Annotated in this window: 19 protein-coding genes; 10 read left to right on the top strand and 9 right to left on the bottom strand. The window is 68.1% G+C overall.

The window, feature by feature from the left end; translation table 11 throughout:
- Nucleotides 1-18 precede the first annotated feature (18 nt).
- Nucleotides 19-1,110, top strand: coding sequence for a phosphoribosylformylglycinamidine cyclo-ligase (gene purM, locus DQP56_RS11705; RefSeq protein ID WP_112685579.1), 1,092 nt, complete (start codon nt 19-21; stop codon nt 1,108-1,110).
- A gap of 142 nt (nt 1,111-1,252) precedes the next feature.
- Here purM and DQP56_RS11700 read toward each other — a convergent pair whose 3' ends face one another.
- The gene (locus DQP56_RS11700) at nt 1,253-1,420 is read right to left on the bottom strand and encodes a DUF3073 domain-containing protein (RefSeq protein ID WP_112685577.1); all 168 of its coding nucleotides are present in this window, start codon (nt 1,418-1,420) and stop codon (nt 1,253-1,255) included.
- A 148-nt stretch (nt 1,421-1,568) separates the two neighbouring features.
- Complete coding sequence (gene ygfZ / locus DQP56_RS11695; protein ID WP_112685575.1) at nt 1,569-2,648, bottom strand: CAF17-like 4Fe-4S cluster assembly/insertion protein YgfZ; 1,080 nt, start codon at nt 2,646-2,648, stop codon at nt 1,569-1,571.
- Between the two features lie 35 nt (nt 2,649-2,683).
- Here ygfZ and DQP56_RS11690 point away from each other — a divergent pair, with 35 nt between their 5' ends.
- On the top strand, nt 2,684-3,550 hold the full coding sequence (locus DQP56_RS11690; RefSeq protein WP_234825622.1) for an aminodeoxychorismate lyase: 867 nt from the start codon (nt 2,684-2,686) through the stop codon (nt 3,548-3,550).
- Between the two features lie 12 nt (nt 3,551-3,562).
- Here the strand turns inward: DQP56_RS11690 and DQP56_RS11685 are convergent, their stop codons facing one another.
- From DQP56_RS11685 to lmeA, 7 genes are all read right to left on the bottom strand, one after another.
- Complete coding sequence (locus DQP56_RS11685) at nt 3,563-4,192, bottom strand: heme-binding beta-barrel domain-containing protein (protein WP_112685604.1); 630 nt, start codon at nt 4,190-4,192, stop codon at nt 3,563-3,565.
- A gap of 165 nt (nt 4,193-4,357) precedes the next feature.
- The gene (locus DQP56_RS11680) at nt 4,358-4,660 is read right to left on the bottom strand and encodes a DUF1416 domain-containing protein (protein WP_112685573.1); all 303 of its coding nucleotides are present in this window, start codon (nt 4,658-4,660) and stop codon (nt 4,358-4,360) included.
- Nucleotide 4,661: 1 nt separating this feature from the next.
- Nucleotides 4,662-5,495 (bottom strand): sulfurtransferase, encoded by an 834-nt coding sequence (locus DQP56_RS11675; RefSeq protein ID WP_112685571.1) that lies wholly within the window; start codon nt 5,493-5,495, stop codon nt 4,662-4,664.
- A gap of 39 nt (nt 5,496-5,534) precedes the next feature.
- Nucleotides 5,535-5,990: a DUF4395 domain-containing protein gene (locus DQP56_RS11670; protein WP_112685569.1), complete on the bottom strand. Its 456-nt coding sequence runs from the start codon at nt 5,988-5,990 to the stop codon at nt 5,535-5,537.
- 94 nt (nt 5,991-6,084) lie between these two features.
- Nucleotides 6,085-6,153, bottom strand: a complete 69-nt coding sequence (locus tag DQP56_RS25755; RefSeq protein WP_353617130.1) for a putative leader peptide — start codon at nt 6,151-6,153, stop codon at nt 6,085-6,087.
- Between the two features lie 50 nt (nt 6,154-6,203).
- The gene (locus DQP56_RS11660) at nt 6,204-6,578 is read right to left on the bottom strand and encodes a thioredoxin family protein (protein ID WP_205868861.1); all 375 of its coding nucleotides are present in this window, start codon (nt 6,576-6,578) and stop codon (nt 6,204-6,206) included.
- A gap of 53 nt (nt 6,579-6,631) precedes the next feature.
- Complete coding sequence (gene lmeA / locus DQP56_RS11655) at nt 6,632-7,423, bottom strand: mannan chain length control protein LmeA (protein ID WP_112685563.1); 792 nt, start codon at nt 7,421-7,423, stop codon at nt 6,632-6,634.
- Nucleotides 7,424-7,483: 60 nt separating this feature from the next.
- Between lmeA and DQP56_RS11650 the strand changes: the two genes are divergently transcribed.
- The 8 genes from DQP56_RS11650 to DQP56_RS11615 all read left to right on the top strand — a co-directional run.
- Complete coding sequence (locus DQP56_RS11650) at nt 7,484-8,266, top strand: winged helix-turn-helix transcriptional regulator (RefSeq protein WP_112685561.1); 783 nt, start codon at nt 7,484-7,486, stop codon at nt 8,264-8,266.
- Complete coding sequence (gene mshD / locus DQP56_RS11645) at nt 8,263-9,189, top strand: mycothiol synthase (RefSeq protein WP_112685559.1); 927 nt, start codon at nt 8,263-8,265, stop codon at nt 9,187-9,189. The genes DQP56_RS11650 and mshD overlap by 4 nt, the downstream gene beginning before the upstream one ends.
- A gap of 107 nt (nt 9,190-9,296) precedes the next feature.
- Nucleotides 9,297-10,400, top strand: a complete 1,104-nt coding sequence (gene pstS, locus DQP56_RS11640; RefSeq protein ID WP_112685557.1) for a phosphate ABC transporter substrate-binding protein PstS — start codon at nt 9,297-9,299, stop codon at nt 10,398-10,400.
- A 69-nt stretch (nt 10,401-10,469) separates the two neighbouring features.
- The gene (gene pstC, locus DQP56_RS11635; protein ID WP_234825621.1) at nt 10,470-11,438 is read left to right on the top strand and encodes a phosphate ABC transporter permease subunit PstC; all 969 of its coding nucleotides are present in this window, start codon (nt 10,470-10,472) and stop codon (nt 11,436-11,438) included.
- Nucleotides 11,438-12,352 (top strand): phosphate ABC transporter permease PstA, encoded by a 915-nt coding sequence (gene pstA, locus DQP56_RS11630; RefSeq protein WP_112685555.1) that lies wholly within the window; start codon nt 11,438-11,440, stop codon nt 12,350-12,352. Before pstC ends, pstA begins: the two co-directional genes overlap by 1 nt.
- Before the next feature lie 56 nt (nt 12,353-12,408).
- The gene (gene pstB, locus DQP56_RS11625; RefSeq protein ID WP_041318753.1) at nt 12,409-13,185 is read left to right on the top strand and encodes a phosphate ABC transporter ATP-binding protein PstB; all 777 of its coding nucleotides are present in this window, start codon (nt 12,409-12,411) and stop codon (nt 13,183-13,185) included.
- 110 nt (nt 13,186-13,295) lie between these two features.
- Nucleotides 13,296-14,396 (top strand): phosphate ABC transporter substrate-binding protein PstS, encoded by a 1,101-nt coding sequence (pstS, locus tag DQP56_RS11620; RefSeq protein WP_205868859.1) that lies wholly within the window; start codon nt 13,296-13,298, stop codon nt 14,394-14,396.
- 216 nt (nt 14,397-14,612) lie between these two features.
- Nucleotides 14,613-15,569: serine/threonine-protein kinase (locus DQP56_RS11615; RefSeq protein WP_435673854.1), on the top strand; the 957-nt coding region annotated here is incomplete at its 3' end.

Below are 15,569 nucleotides of genomic sequence, written 5' to 3'. Positions count from 1 at the left end.
CACGGTAGCCTTACCGCGATGACGGATCCCGCAGCACATTCGAGCGCCCAGGGCGTCACCTACGCTTCGGCCGGTGTGGACATCGAGGCCGGTGACCGGGCTGTCGAACTGTTCAAGCCGCTGGCCGCCAGGGCGACCCGGCCGGAGGTGCGCGGCGGGCTCGGCGGGTTTGCCGGGCTGTTCGCCCTGCGCAACGATTACCGCGAGCCGCTGCTGGCGTCGTCCACGGACGGGGTGGGGACCAAGCTGGCGATCGCCCAGGCGATGGACAAGCACGACACCGTCGGCATCGATCTGGTCGCGATGGTGGTCGACGACCTGGTGGTGTGCGGTGCCGAGCCACTGTTCCTGCAGGACTACATCGCTGTCGGCCGCACCGTGCCCGAACGCGTCAGCGCGATCGTGTCCGGTATCGCCGAAGGTTGCGTGCAGGCCGGTTGTGCGCTGCTGGGCGGCGAGACCGCCGAACACCCCGGCCTGATGGAACCGGATCACTACGACATCTCCGCGACCGGTGTCGGGGTGGTGGAGGCCGACGACGTGCTGGGGCCGGACCGGGTTCGCCCCGGTGACGTGCTGATCGCGATGGGCTCCTCGGGGCTGCACTCCAACGGCTATTCGCTGGCCCGCGCGGTGCTGCTCGACATCGACCGGATGAACCTGGCCGGCCATGTCGAGGAGTTCGGCCGCACCTTGGGCGAGGAACTGCTGGAACCGACCCGCATCTATGCCAAAGACTGCCTGGCGCTGGCCGCCGAGACGCAGGTGCGGACCTTCTGTCACGTCACCGGTGGCGGGCTGGCCGGCAACCTGGCCCGCGTCGTCCCGGACGGCTTGATCGCCGAGGTGGATCGGGGCACCTGGACGCCCGCGCCGGTGTTCGGCATGATCGCGCAGCGCGGCCGGGTGAGCCGGGCCGAGATGGAGAAGACGTTCAACCTGGGCGTCGGCATGGTCGCGATCGTCGCGCCGGAAGACACCGACCGGGCGCTTGCGATCCTGACCGCTCGCCATGTCGACTGCTGGCCGCTGGGCACAGTGGCCAAGACCGGCAAGAGCGCCGAGGCCGGTGCCGGCGCCAAGCTCGTCGGGCAGCACCCGAGATTCTGACAAGCCGGCGGTTCAGCGGGGCTCGACGGAGGAGAGGCGAAGCTGGGACCGCCGCATCAACCGGGGCGGTTCAGCGAGGCTCGACGGAGGAGAGGCGAAGCTGGGGCCGACGCGTCGGCCGTCCGGCGGTTCGCCGCAGGGCTCAGCGACGCCAGTCGTCGTCGCCGCTCCATGAGTCGTCGCCGTCGTGGTTGGATTTGTCAGCTCCAGCCAGCTCACGTTGTAGCTGGGTGAAATCGGTGGTCGGTGAGCTGTATTTGAGCTCACGAGCAACCTTGGTCTGCTTCGCCTTAGCCCGGCCGCGGCCCATGGGGGGACCCCCTTGCGCAATAACGGAGCGGCCCCAAAAAGCAGGCGGCTCCGATCTGAGTGTGTGTATTGTCCTGCCGACAGCTTACCGTGCCGCGCGCGCGACTGCCGACCAGGCCTGTCAGGTGTGACGCCCGTCAACTCCGGGATCAGGCCCGGCCGCGCAGTCGGTCGACGGCGATCCGCCCCGCGCCCGGCGCATCCGGCGGCGGCATCGATTCGGCATCGATCACCGCGCTGACCTCCCCCGCGGGCCCGGTCGACAGGGGTGTTTCGGCCGACAGTCCGCGCTTGAGCAGTGCCAGTGCGATCGGGCCCAGCTCGAAGTGGTCCACCACGGTGCCCAGCCGGCCGACCGGGCGCCCGCCTGCGGTGATCGGATCGCCGGTCGACGGCCGGTCCACCGATCCGTCCAGATGCAGCAGCACCAGCATCCGAGGCGGCTTGCCCAGGTTGTGCACCCGCGCCACGGTCTCCTGCCCGCTGTAGCACCCCTTGTCCAGGTGCACCGCGCCGACGCCGGGACCGCCGATCCAGTTCAGCTCGTGGGGGATGCTGCGCTCGTCGGTGTCCAGTCCCAGCCGCGGCCGCCGCGCCGCCACCCGCTCGGCCTCGTAGGCCCAGATACCGGCCGGCTTCACCCCGGCATGCGCCAGCCGGCGCTGCCAGTCGCCCTTCTCGGCGCGCGGCACCAGCAGCTCCAGCGTGTGCTCGCCGAGGCCACGGCGCACGAAGCCGTCGGCGTCACCGATCGCCACCGCGGCCTCGCCGGGCGGCGCGGAGACGCCCAGTGCGTCGAGCACCGCGGGGTCGGCGAGGCGGGGGCCCCGCAGTGACAGCACCGCGAGATCTGCCGGTTGGATCGTCACGTCGGCCCAGAACACCATCTTGCGAAGGTGTTCGGTCAGCGGATCGCCCAGCCACGGCTCGGTGTCGAGGTAGGTGCGCCCGCCCAGCTCGGTCTGCACCCAGTGATTGGTGATGCGGCCGTTGCCGTCCAGGGTCAGGTTCTCGGTAGTCGCGCCGTCAGCCAGCTCGGCGACGTGCTGGGTGCACAGCGTGTGCAGCCACGTCTGGCGCTCCGGGCCGCTCACGGTGAGCACCGCGCGATGCGAACGATCCACCACGACGGCTTCGGTTTGGGCGCACCGCTGTTCGCCGAACGGATCGCCGTAGTGCCAGATCGCACCGGCGTCGGGCCCGGGATCGGGGGCGGGGACGGCAGGCACAGGTCAACTCTACGGAGCCGCTACGCTCAGGGTCTATGCCCGCCGATGACGCCGTGACCATCGTCACCGTGGGCGGCGGCCCGGTGGCCGCGGACCGCCCGTTGTTGCACGCGGACGACCTGGCGGTGTTGCGCGGCGACGGGGTCTTCGAAACGCTGCTGGTGCGCGAGGGTTCGGTCTGTCTGCTCGACGCCCACCTGCAGCGACTGGCCCGCTCGGCGGAGCTGATGGATCTGCCCGCGCCGGATCTGGCCGCGTGGCGAAGCGCCATCGATACGGCGGTGCGGCAGTGGACAACGGCCGGCGAGGCGGCACTGCGGCTGATCTACAGTCGCGGCCGGGAAAGTGGCTCCCAAAATGAGCCGCAGCCAACCGCATACGTGATGATCACGCCGCTGCCGGCCCGCATCACCGCGGCACGGCAAGCGGGCGTGACGGCGCTGACCCTGGACCGCGGTATGCCGGCGCACGGAGAGCCGATGCCGTGGCTGCTGGCCGGCGCCAAGACCCTGTCGTATGCGGTCAACATGGCGGCGCTGCGCCACGCCGCCCGGCAGGGCGCCGACGACGTGATCTTCGTCAGCTCCGACGGCTTCGTCCTGGAAGGCCCGCGCTCCACCGTCATCCTGGTGGAACCGGGGCGGTTGATCACCCCGCCCTCGTCGCAGCCGATCCTGCGCGGCACTACCGCCGAGGCGCTGTTCGAGGTGGCGCGTGGCGCGGGCTACCGCTGCGAGTACGTGCCGCTGCGCGTCGCGGACCTTGTTGCCGCGCAAGACATCTGGCTGGTCTCAAGCATCACGCTGGCTGCGCGGGTGAACACCCTTGACGGCCGGGTGCTCAACCCGCGAATGCCCGGCGAAGAGTTCAGCGGGCTGGTGGACCAGGCCATCGGCCGCTGACGCCGCGGCCGATCAGCCGACGAAGCGGGCCAACCGGGCCGAAAGATGCGGCACCAGTTCGCCGTCGGCGCCCACCCGCTCCTCCACGTAGGCCAGGTCGCCGTCCGCAACGATTCCATAGAGCCGCTTCGCGCCGCCGGTCAACGCACCGGACCTACTGCGTGCCAGGGCATCGGTGACCAACTCCCAGGACGCCGGACCGTGCGGACGCCCGTAAAACAACTCCACGTAGCCGCTCGAGTGCGCCAGCAGCAACTCGATCGCCTGCGACTCCTCCGGATCGTCGGGATCACTGTTGAAACGCCAGAAGCCGGTTTCCCGCAGGGCCGACCCGGTGAGCTCGGCGGCATCATCGAGCGGCCAGGACCGCGCCTCCCAGTTCAGGTAGTCACCGCCGTCGTGGGAGACCACGATCTGCTGGCCGAACCGGTAGTCACTGTCGGCATGGTGGCCTACGCCTTCGCCCCGCCACACCCCGACCAACGGCAGCAGTGCCAACAGGGCGTCGTGCAGATCGGCGCCTTGGCGAAGGTTGGCGGTGTCGCTGACCGGAAGGTCCTCGAACACCGGGATGTTGCGGGAGGCGGTCTGGCCGGCCCGTTCGGCAGCCGCGGCTATCGCACGGTCGCCGGAACCGGGGATGACCGGACGGCTGCCGCCGCCCTGCGGGTCACCGTCTGGGGCGCTCACATCTCGTCGGTGATCAGCCGATACAGCGTGTACAGCGCAAACCAGGTGATCAGGCCCGTAGCCGCCACCAGCATCAACTCGAAGAACAGCACCACGGGGGCAGTCTATCGCGAGTCGTCAGGCGACTTTGATGTCGACCTCGTGCAGACCCGCGCCCGACGGTGACACCACGGCGTCACCGTTGCCCGCCGAGGACAGTGCCCGCACCGTCCACAGGCCCGGTGCGGCGAAGAACCGGAAGTCGCCGGTCGCCGATGCGACCACCTCCGCGGTGAATTCGTCGGAGGAGTCCAGCAGTCGCACGAAGGCGCCCCCGACGGTCGCACCGGAGCTGTCCACCACGCGGCCCGTGATCACCGTCTCCTTCTCCAGGTCGACGTTGGCCGGCAAGACGAGTCCTTGTTTCGGTCCAGAGCACATATCAGCTTCCCAATTCGATCGAGGCGCCCACCAGGGAGCCGTATTCCATCCAACTGCCGTCGTAGTTCTTGACATTCCGGTATCCGAGAAGTTCGTGCAGCACGAACCAGGTGTGCGAGGAGCGCTCACCGATCCGGCAGTACGCGATGGTCTCCTTCTCGCCGTCCAGGCCGGCCTCGGCGTACAGCTTGGCCAGCTCCTCGTCGGACTTGAAGGTGCCGTCTTCATTGGCGGTGCGGCTCCACGGCACGTTGATCGCGCCGGGGATGTGGCCGCGCTGCTGGCTCTGCTCCTGGGGCAGGTGCGCCGGCGCCAGGATCTTGCCGGAGAACTCCTCCGGGGAGCGCACGTCGATGAGGTTCTTGGTGTTGATCGCGGCGATCACCTCGTCGCGCCGCGCCCGCAGTGACTCATCGAGCGGCTTGGCCGCGTAGGACGTGGCCGGACGGGTGACCTGCTCACCGGAGAGCGGGCGCCCCTCAAGCTCCCACTTTTTGCGGCCACCGTCGAGCAGTTTGACCGATTCGTGGCCGTAGAGCTTGAAGTACCAGTAGGCGAACGCGGCGAACCAGTTGTTGTTGCCGCCGTAGAGGATCACCGTGTCGTCGTTGCCGACACCGCGTTCCGAGAGCAGTTTGGAGAATCCGGCGGCGTCGACCACGTCGCGACGGACCGGGTCCTGCAGGTCCGTTCGCCAGTCCAGCCGGACCGCGCCGGGGATGTGGTTGGTGTCGTAGACGCTGGTGTCTTCATCGACTTCGACGAAGACGGTGCTCGTCGCGTCGAGATTGCTCTCGGCCCAGTCGGTGGAGACCAGGACGTCAGAGCGAGCCATGGCGGGCATCCTTTCGGTGATTCGAAGCGGCCGCTGCGGTCATGCCGCCGTCGGGCGCAGGCGGGCGACGAGCGGGTAAAGCTGACAGGCCAGGCAGCTGCCGAAGGCCGCGTTGAGGAAGGCCGCCGCCAGCGCAACGGTCGTCGCGATGATTCCCACCACTGCGGCGGCAGCGAAACCGGCGAGTCCGATCAGGGCGAAAACCAGGCCGACGAGCTGGGCGAATTTCAGCGGAGCCACCGGCTCACGCGCGCTGGCCGGACTCAGCCGCGGCGCCACCAGTCGGGCGAACAGCACACCGTAGGGGTGGCGCCGGGGGCCGGCCACCGCGCCGATCGCGAACACCACCGCCTGGCCGGACAGCAAGACGGCCGCACCGGCCGGGCTGACCTGGAAGGTGAGCAGCACGGCTGCCAGCACCGCGGTGGTGATCCAGGCGCTGAACCGGGGACCCCGGACGTCTACCTGCCCGGTGTCGGCGGAGGTGTCCGGCATGGTGTTGCTCCCTGGCTGTCGTGGCGAATGGCTGGGTGGAGACATGCCACGGATTCACCGGGCGGCTCCCAGAGCGACGCGAGAACGCGGCTACTCAGCGACAACGACAACAGCAGCAGCCCGCGGTGCGGCACAGATCGACTGCGCGACGCTTGGTGAGCACAAGCTCAAGGCGGGCGAACACGACGAACAGCCTACCCAATGCCGGGGCGTTCAAGCCAATAGCGGTTCCAGCGCCGACCGCAGCGCAGCGGCCGTCGGCACACCGGCGGCCCGGTAGCGCTGCCGGCCGCCGGCGTCGAAGATCAGCGTGGTGGGCAACGACAGCACCGAGAACCGCCGCGCCGCAGCGGGGTTGGCGTCTATGTCGACTTCGCGATGCGCTATCTCTTCCGGGCCGCCCAGCTCATCGCAGACCGTTTCGACCACCCGCCGCACGCCGGCGCAGGGTCCGCACCACGGCGCGGAGAAATGCACCACCGTCGGGCGGCCGGGCGGTAGCCCGAGAAACGCAGCACCGCCGTCGTCGGCGTCGATCCCCGGGGCGGTGGCCGCCACCGCCCTGAGCGCCCCGGCCCGCCGGCTCATCCACCACCCGATGACGCCCGCCAGGAGCAGGCCGGTGAGCAACGCGATCGCGCTCACCGCGGGCGGAACTCCGGCAGGGTGACGGTCATGTCCTCGGCGATGCCCTCGATGATCACATCGGAGCCGCGGGCCCCCTGGCTGGTCGGCACCAACCCGAACGGGAGTCGCTGCTGCGGCACGCTGCCGTGGAACGCCGCCAGCACCACGGCCCGCTGGTCCTCGGGAACGTGCTGGTCGGCGGTGTCGGGACCGGTGAGCACCGCGGTCGGGGTGATCACCAGCGTGCTGTGGTCAGTGCCGCCGACCGAAAGGTCCACCGCCACGCTCACTCGCTTGCCGTAGCCGGCAGGCGTGCCGGTGAACACCAGGCCCTGATTGCTGGAGATGCCCGACTCGGTGGTGCCGCCGGTCGCGTCATTGGTCTCGTCCGGCGGTGCCTCCACCATCAGGTCGCGGATGCCCAGATAGCGACCCAGGTACACCGAACCGATGATGATCCGGCTCTCCAGTTTGGCGACCGAGATCTTGGCGCCCGGCCGGAATCGCCAGGACGCCTCACTCAGGTCGACCGAATGCATGGTGGCCTCCAGCATCGCCTTTCCGACCATCGGCTGCTCGACGGCAGGGGCTTTGATCTCCACTTCGTCGTAGTGATCCCGCCGTGCCTGCGGGATGAACGGAAACCCCAGGATCGCGACGAAGGGGTCGGATCCGAGGTCGGTGGCCCGGCGCACCGCCCGGGACAACTGGTATTCGGCGTAGACGCTGATCCCGAAGTCGACCCCGCCAGCTGTGACCGCCACCGCCGCGATCACGGCCGATATCCCGATAAGCACCCTGCGCACCCGGTCATTCTGGCAGGTCGCACGCTATCGTTAGATCACCCGGGACGCTGGAGGACCACGTTGGAGCTACTGCTGTTGACCGCTGACCTGCACCCGGAAGTGGTGCTGCCGTCGCTGTCGCTGCTGGCACACACCGTGCGCACAGCGCCGCCGGAGGTCTCCGCGCTGCTGGAGGCCGGTTCGGCGGAGGTGGTGATCGTCGATGCCCGCACCGACCTGGCGGGGGCCCGCGGGCTCTGCCGGCTGCTGAGCACCACCGCCGGTTCGGTGCCGGTGATTGCGGTGGTGACCGAGGGCGGGCTGGTGGCCGTCAACGCCGAATGGGGAATCGACGAGATCCTGCTGCCGGGCACCGGACCCGCCGAGGTCGACGCCCGGTTGCGGTTGTTGACCGGTCGGCGCGCCGCCCCAACCGCTGACCAGGCCTCCGGTCAGACCAAGCTGGGCGAGCTGGTGATCGACGAGGCCACCTACACCGCGCGGTTGCGCGGCCGGCCGCTGGACTTGACCTACAAGGAATTCGAGCTGCTCAAATATCTCACCCAGCACGTCGGCCGGGTATTCACCCGGGCGCAACTGCTGCAGGAGGTGTGGGGGTACGACTTCTTCGGGGGCACCCGCACCGTCGACGTGCACGTCCGGCGACTGCGGGCCAAACTCGGGCCCGAATACGAGTCGCTCATCGGCACGGTGCGCAATGTCGGCTACAAGGCGGTCCGGCCGGTTCGGGGCAAACCGGCGGGCGCATCGGGCGACGAAGCCGAGGTGGGCGAGGATCTCGCGGCCGACGGCGGCGCCGACCCCGCCGGTGACGGTGCGTCCGAGTCGCTGGCCAGTCAGTGAGCACACCGGGATGGCGCGCCGCGCTCGACGAGGACGAGCAGCGGCAGGTTCGGGAATTGATCGCCGCCGCAGCGCACCATGACGGCGTCGAGCCGGTCGGGGAGCAGGTGCTGCGCGAGCTCCCCGGTACCCGCAGCGGACACCTGGTCACCGCGGGCGCCGACGGGTTGCTGGGCTACCTGAACCTGAGTGCGCCGCCGGACGACACCGCTCCGATGGCCGAGTTGGTGGTGGCGCCGCACGCCCGGCGGCGCGGTATCGGCTCCGCCATGGTTCGCGCCGCGCTGGCGAAGAGCCGAGGACGAGCCCGGTTCTGGGCGCACGGCACGCTGCCGGGCGCTCGGGCCACCGCCGCGGCGCTGCAACTGGTCGTGGTGCGCGAGCTGCTGCAGATGCGCCGGTCGTTACGCGGGATCTCCGAGCCGTCGATTCCGGCCGGGGTGGTGATCCGCAGCTATGCGGGCGCAGCCGACGACGCCGAATTGCTGCGCGTCAACAACGCCGCCTTCGCCTGGCATCCCGAACAGGGCGGCTGGACGGCGGCGGACCTGGCCGAACGTCGGGCCGAGGGCTGGTTCGATCCGCACGGGCTATTTCTGGCCTTCCCAGACACTCAAGAGATCGACGACCAGACGCTGCTGGGATTCCACTGGACCAAGATCCACCCCGGCACCGCCGGCGCCGAACCCGTCGGGGAGGTCTACGTCGTCGGGGTCGATCCGGCCGCTCGGGGCCGCGGCCTGGGCCGGGTGCTCACCGAGGTGGGCCTGGCTCACCTGGCCCGGGAACTCGCCGACCTCGACGCGCCGACCGTGCTGCTCTACGTTGAGGCGGACAACACCGCAGCGTTGCGAACCTACCGGCAGCTGGACTTCGCCGTGCACAGCGTCGACACGGCCTACGCCCGGGTGGAGGGAGGTTGACCGGTCGGCGATCTATTCACCGCCCGTTCACCTGCCATGCGGTTCCCATCCATAAGTGCCGCATACGTTCCGGGGGGATTTGAACCTGAGCGAGGAAGCGAGGAGCGATGAAACCCACAACGGCGGGTGCTGCCCTGTTGGCGGCGACCCTGGGGCTGGCACTGAGCGGCTGCGGCAGTGACGACAACTCCGGTGGCGCTGCCGGCGCCGGCGCATCGGGATCCGCCGAGTGTGCCGGCAAGAGCACGCTGACCGCCGAGGGTTCGACGGCCCAACAGAACGCGATCGCGGTGTTCAACCAGGTGTGGGGCAAGGAGTGCGCGGGCAAGAACCTGTCGTACAACCCGACCGGGTCCGGTGCCGGCCGGGAGCAGTTCATCGCCGGGCACGTCGATTTCGCCGGGTCCGATTCGCCGCTGAGCGAGGCGCAGGTCGAACAGGCCGCCGCCCGCTGCCACGGAAATCCCGCGTGGCATCTGCCGCTGGTGTTCGGCCCGATCAGCATGGCCTACCACCTCGACGGGGTGGAGCACCTGGTGCTCAACGCGGACGTGCTGGCCCGCATCTTCAGCGGATCGATCACCAGCTGGGACGACCCCGCGCTGGTCGCCCTGAACCCGGGCGTGGAGCTGCCCGCGATCGCCATCACGCCGATCTACCGGTCGGACTCCTCGGGGACCACCGACAACTTCCAGAAGTACCTCAGTGCCGCTGCGCCGCAGGCCTGGACCAGGGGCGACGGCAGCGAATTCCAGGGCGGCGTCGGTGAGGGCGCGCAGAAATCGGCCGGCGTGGTGCAGGCTGTGCAGAGCACGCCCGGCGCCATCGGTTACGTCGAGAAGGGCTTCGCCGACCAGGCGAACCTGCGGTCGGCGATGATCGACTCGGGTGCCGGCGTGGTCGCCGCCACCGACGAGGCGGCCGGCGCGGCGATCCAGTCCGCCGGGTTCGTGACCGAGGACAGCAATGACATGCGACTGGACCTGCGGTCGCTCTACGGGACCAAGCAGGCCGCTGCCTACCCACTAGTGTTGGTGACCTATGAGATCGTCTGCTCCAAGGGCTACGACGCGGATACGGCGGCGGGCGTGAAGTCATTTCTGAAGGCGGCGTCGACCACCGGTCAGGAAGGGCTGGCGGACGCTGGCTATGTCCGGTTGCCCGACCAGCTCAAGCGGCGACTGAGTAGCGCTATCGACGCGATTCAGTAGCGGCACCGCGCAACCGAAGGGGTGTCTAGTATCGCCGAGTCGTCGAGTTTCAGCGCGGCGGAGTCAGCGGTGGCGCACAAGTCGCCGCTGACTCCGTCGACGAGGCGCTCCGGCACGGGTTCCCTGACCGACCGGCTGTTCCGGTGGGTGGCCGAGGGTTCCGGCGTGTTGATCGTCGTCTTGATCACCGCCGTCGGCGGCTTCCTGCTGCTGCGTGCCGTCCCGGCGTTGCAACGCAACAAGGAGAACTTCTTCACCTACGGCGGCAACTGGGTCACCACCGACACCTCCGCCATGCATTTCGGCGTCGCCGAGCTCTTGCAGGTGACGGTGTTCGTCTCGGTGTTCGCCCTGCTGCTGGCCATGCCGGTGGCGCTCGGTGTCGCGATTTACCTCGCCGAGTACGCCCCCCGGCGGCTCGTCGGACCGCTCGCCTACATGGTCGAGTTGTTGGCGGCCGTGCCGTCGATCATCTATGGCGCGTGGGGGCTGTACGTGCTGGCGCCGCAGCTGCGGGGCACGGCGCAGTGGCTCAACGACAATCTCGGTGGGTTCTTCCTGTTCGCCACCGGCAACGCCTCCGTCGCCGGCGGCGGTACGGTCTTCACCGGCGGGATCGTGCTGGCGGTGATGATCCTGCCGATCATCACCGCGGTCACCCGGGAGGTGCTGGCTCAGACCCCCCGGGGCCAGGTCGAGGCCGCGCTGGCGCTGGGTGCGACTCGCTGGGAAGTGGTCAAGGTGGTGATGTTGCCGTTCGGGCGGTCCGGTTACATCAGTGCCGCGATGCTGGGGCTGGGCCGTGCGCTCGGTGAGACGGTCGCGTTGTTGATCATTCTGCGGGCCACCCAGACGACGTTCAACTGGTCGCTGTTCGACGGCGGCTACACCTTCGCCACCAAGATCGCCGCCACCGCATCGGAGTTCAACGATCAGTACAAGGCCGGCGCCTACATCGCGGCCGGACTGGTGCTGTTCGTGCTGACCCTGGTTGTCAACGCGTTGGCACGTGCGGCCATCACGAAGAAGGTGCACTGATGACCGCGCTGCTGGATCGACCCGTCAAGGAGCGGACCTTCGCGACGGTGGGCCTGCGTCGCCGGGTGGCCAACGCCATCGCGACGCTGTTGGTCACCCTCGCGATGGGGGTCGCGCTGGTGCCGCTGATCTGGGTGATGTACTCGGTGTTCGAACGCGGGTTCGGGGCGGTCAGTTCCAGTGTCTGGTGGACGAATTCGCAGGCCGGGATGACAGCGTTCGCGGCCGGGGGCGGCGCCTACCACGCGATCGTGGGAACCCTGTTGCAGGGACTGGTGTGCGCGGCGCTGTCGATCCCACTGGGCATTTTCGTGGCGATCTATCTCGTCGAGTACGGTGCCGACACCCGGCTCGGCAAGCTTGCGACGTTCATGGTCGACATCTTGACCGGGGTCCCGTCGATCGTGGCGGCGCTGTTCATCTACGCGCTGTGGGTGGCGACGCTGGGCTTCCACCGCTCCGGTTTCGCGGTGTCGCTGTCGTTGGTGCTGCTGATGGTGCCGGTGATCGTCCGGGCCACCGAAGAGATGCTCCGGATCATTCCGATGGATCTGCGAGAGGCCAGTTACGCACTGGGCGCGCCGAAATGGAAGACCATCGTCAGCATCGTGATCCCGACCGCGCTGTCGGGCATCATCACCGGGATCCTGCTGGCGCTGGCCCGGGTAATGGGCGAGACGGCGCCGCTGCTGATCCTGGTCGGCTATTCGCAGGCGATCAACTTCGACATGTTCCATGGCTTCATGGGGTCGCTGCCGGGCATGATGTACGACCAGACGTCGGCGGGCGCGGGCACCAGCGCGGTTCCCACCGACCGTCTCTGGGGTGCCGCGCTGACGCTGATTGTCCTAATAGCGATACTGAACATCGCGGCCAGGTTCGGAGCGCGGGTGTTCGCGCCCAAAAAGTTCTAGTCTGACGGCAATCCAGCCCGAAGCGGTGGGAGAAGAATAATTAGGAGTGCTGCACGGTGGCCAAAAGGTTGGACCTGACCGATCTCAACATCTATTACGGGGCCTTCCATGCCGTTGCCGACGTGACGCTGTCGGTCGCCCCGCGCAGCGTGACCGCGTTCATCGGACCGTCCGGATGCGGTAAGTCGACGGTGTTGCGCACCTTGAACCGGATGCACGAGGTCATCTCCGGCGCCCGGGTCGACGGGTCGGTGCTGCTCGACGGTGAGGACATCTACGGCCCGTCGATCGATCCGGTCGGGGTGCGGAAGGCCATCGGGATGGTCTTCCAGCGTCCGAATCCGTTCCCCACCATGTCGATCCGCGACAACGTGGTCGCCGGGCTGAAGTTGCAGGGTGTTCGCAACCGCAAGCTGCTCGACGAGACCGCGGAGCATTCGCTGCGCGGCGCCAACCTGTGGAACGAGGTGAAGGACCGGCTGGACCGGCCCGGGGGCGGGCTGTCGGGCGGGCAGCAGCAGCGATTGTGCATTGCCCGGGCCATCGCGGTGCAACCCGATGTGCTGTTGATGGACGAGCCCTGCTCGGCGCTGGACCCGATCTCGACGATGGCCATCGAAGAGTTGATCGCTCAACTCAAGCAGGACTACACCATCGTCATCGTCACCCACAACATGCAGCAGGCTGCCCGGGTAAGTGACCAGACCGCGTTTTTCAACCTCGAGGCAGTGGGCAAACCGGGCCGGCTGATCGAGATCGACGGCACCGAGAAGGTTTTCTCCAATCCCAGCTGCAAGGAGACCGAGGACTATATCTCGGGCCGGTTCGGCTGACCCCGCACCCGCACGGCTGACCGTAAGGCGAACGGTTGCCTATGTAGCCGGTATTTTCGACACCGAGATCGACTACGGTGTAGTGACCAGCGCCGTCGGGAGGAATGCGTGTGAAGTCCAATCGATTCCGCATCGCGTTGAGCCTGATGGTGACAACTCTGCTGCTGGTCGCGGGCTGTGGCGGCTCGACGAAGTCGGACTCCGCCTCGGATATATCGGTGCAGTGTGGTGGAAAGAAGAAGCTGCTCGCCAGCGGTTCGACCGCCCAGGCCCATGCCATCGAGCAGTTCGTCTATGCCTACATACGGGCCTGTCCGGACTACACGTTGGACTATCGCGCCAACGGCTCCGGCACGGGGGTGGCACAGTTCGCCAGTGGCCACACCGAGCTGGCCGGGTCCGACTCCCCGCTGGACCCGTCGACGGGCGAGCCGCAACGGGTAGCGGCCCGCTGTGGTTCGCCGGCATGGCATCTGCCCACAGTGTTCGGTCCGATCGCGGTCACCTACAACGTCAGTGGCGTCGGTGATCTCGCCGTGGACGGGCCGACGCTGGCGAAGATCTTCAACGGCACCATCACCAGCTGGGACGATCCCGCGCTGCGGGCTCTCAACAAGGACGTCCGGCTACCGGCGGAGCCGATCCATGTGTTGTTCCGCGGTGACTCGTCAGGGACCACCGACAATTTTCAGAAGTATCTCGACGCTGCCTCCGATGGCGCTTGGGGCAGGGGCGCCGGTAAAACTTTTAACGGTGGTGTCGGCGTCGGGGCGACCGGTAACGACGGGACTTCAGCGCTACTGCGCAGCACCGAGGGCTCGATTACCTATAACGAATGGTCTTTTGCAGTGGGGCGGCAGTTGAAAATGGCCCGGGTCATCACTTCGGCGGGCCCGGAACCGGTGACGATCTCGACCGACTCGGTGGAGAAAACCATTGCCGGTGCCAAGTTCATCGGCGAGGGCAACGATTTGGTGGTCGACACGTCATCGTTCTATAAGCCGACTGACGCCGGGGCCTACCCGATCGTGCTGGTGACCTACGAGATCGTGTGCTCGAAGTACCCCAACGCCTCGAGCGGGCAGGCGGTGAAGGCGTTCATGAGCGCGGCGATCGGCGCCGGCCAGGAGGATTTGGATCAGTACGGCTACATACCGCTACCGGATTCGTTCCGGGCGAAATTGCGGACGGCGATCGACGCCATCCAATAGCCGGCCGTCTCCGGTTGCGTCGGCGGCCCCGCGGTTGGTGTTGCCGGTACGAATTCGTGGTTCATCTGAATTTCGTTCTGACCAGGAATGTAGCCCTACCTTAAGATTCGCCGGTAACCTCTGGTTAACCTGCCCTTCATCTGGGAGGTCGCTGCAGTCGTGCTGCAGAGCGGGTCACGCCGGTGCCATCGGCATGACCGGGTCGGAGGGAGTGTCGTGGACAGTCGTGAGGCGGGTTCGCTGGTAGGGACGCAATTCGGGCCGTACCTGCTGCTGCGGCTGCTGGGTCGTGGCGGGATGGGCGAGGTCTATGAAGCCGAAGACGTCCGCAAGCATCGGTCGGTCGCACTGAAGCTGATCTCGCCGCCGCTGTCGGGTGACCCGATGTTTCGGGCCCGCATGCAACGGGAGGCGGACGCGGCGGGCCAGCTCAGGGAACCGCACGTGGTGCCCATCCACGACTACGGCGAGATCGACGGCCAGATGTTCGTTGCCATGCAGTTGGTCGACGGCGATGACCTGGCCGCGGTGCTGCGGCGGTCCGGCCCGATGAACCCGGCACGAGCGGTGGCCATCATCGACCAGGTGGCCGCCGCGCTCGACGCTGCCCACGGCAACGGCGTGACGCACCGCGACGTCAAGCCGGAGAACATCCTGATCACCCACCGCGATTTCGCTTATCTGGTCGACTTCGGTATCGCACGCGCCGCGACCGATCCCGGATTGACCCAGACCGGTACCGCGGTGGGTACCTACAAGTACATGGCCCCGGAACGGTTCGGCGCCGACGAGGTCACCTACCGGTCAGACATCTATTCACTGGCCTGTGTGCTCAATGAGTGCCTGACCGGTGTGCCGCCGTTCCGGGTTGACAGCGTCGAGCGGCTGATCACCGCGCACCTGATGGAGCCCCCGCCGCGGCCCAGTCAGCTGCGGCCGGGCGTCGTGCCGATAGCCCTGGATCAGGTGGTGGCCCGCGGCATGGCGAAGAACCCGTGGGACCGCTACAGCAGCGCCGGCGATCTTGCCCACGCGGCTCACGACGCGCTGACGGTGGCAGAGCAGCATCGGGCCGCCATGATCGTGCGGCGGGGTGAGGAAGCCGACCGCCCGGTCAGCGTTGCCGGGATCGCGGTCGGTGGCAAGACCGAGCGGCCCAACGGCCACCCCGGC

It is taken from the genome of Mycolicibacter senuensis, assembly GCF_003284925.1.
Taxonomy (GTDB): Bacteria; Actinomycetota; Actinomycetes; order Mycobacteriales; family Mycobacteriaceae; genus Mycobacterium; species Mycobacterium algericum_A.
Note: the sequence above shows the minus strand (reverse complement) of the source record. Positions and strands in the feature narration are given on the sequence as shown.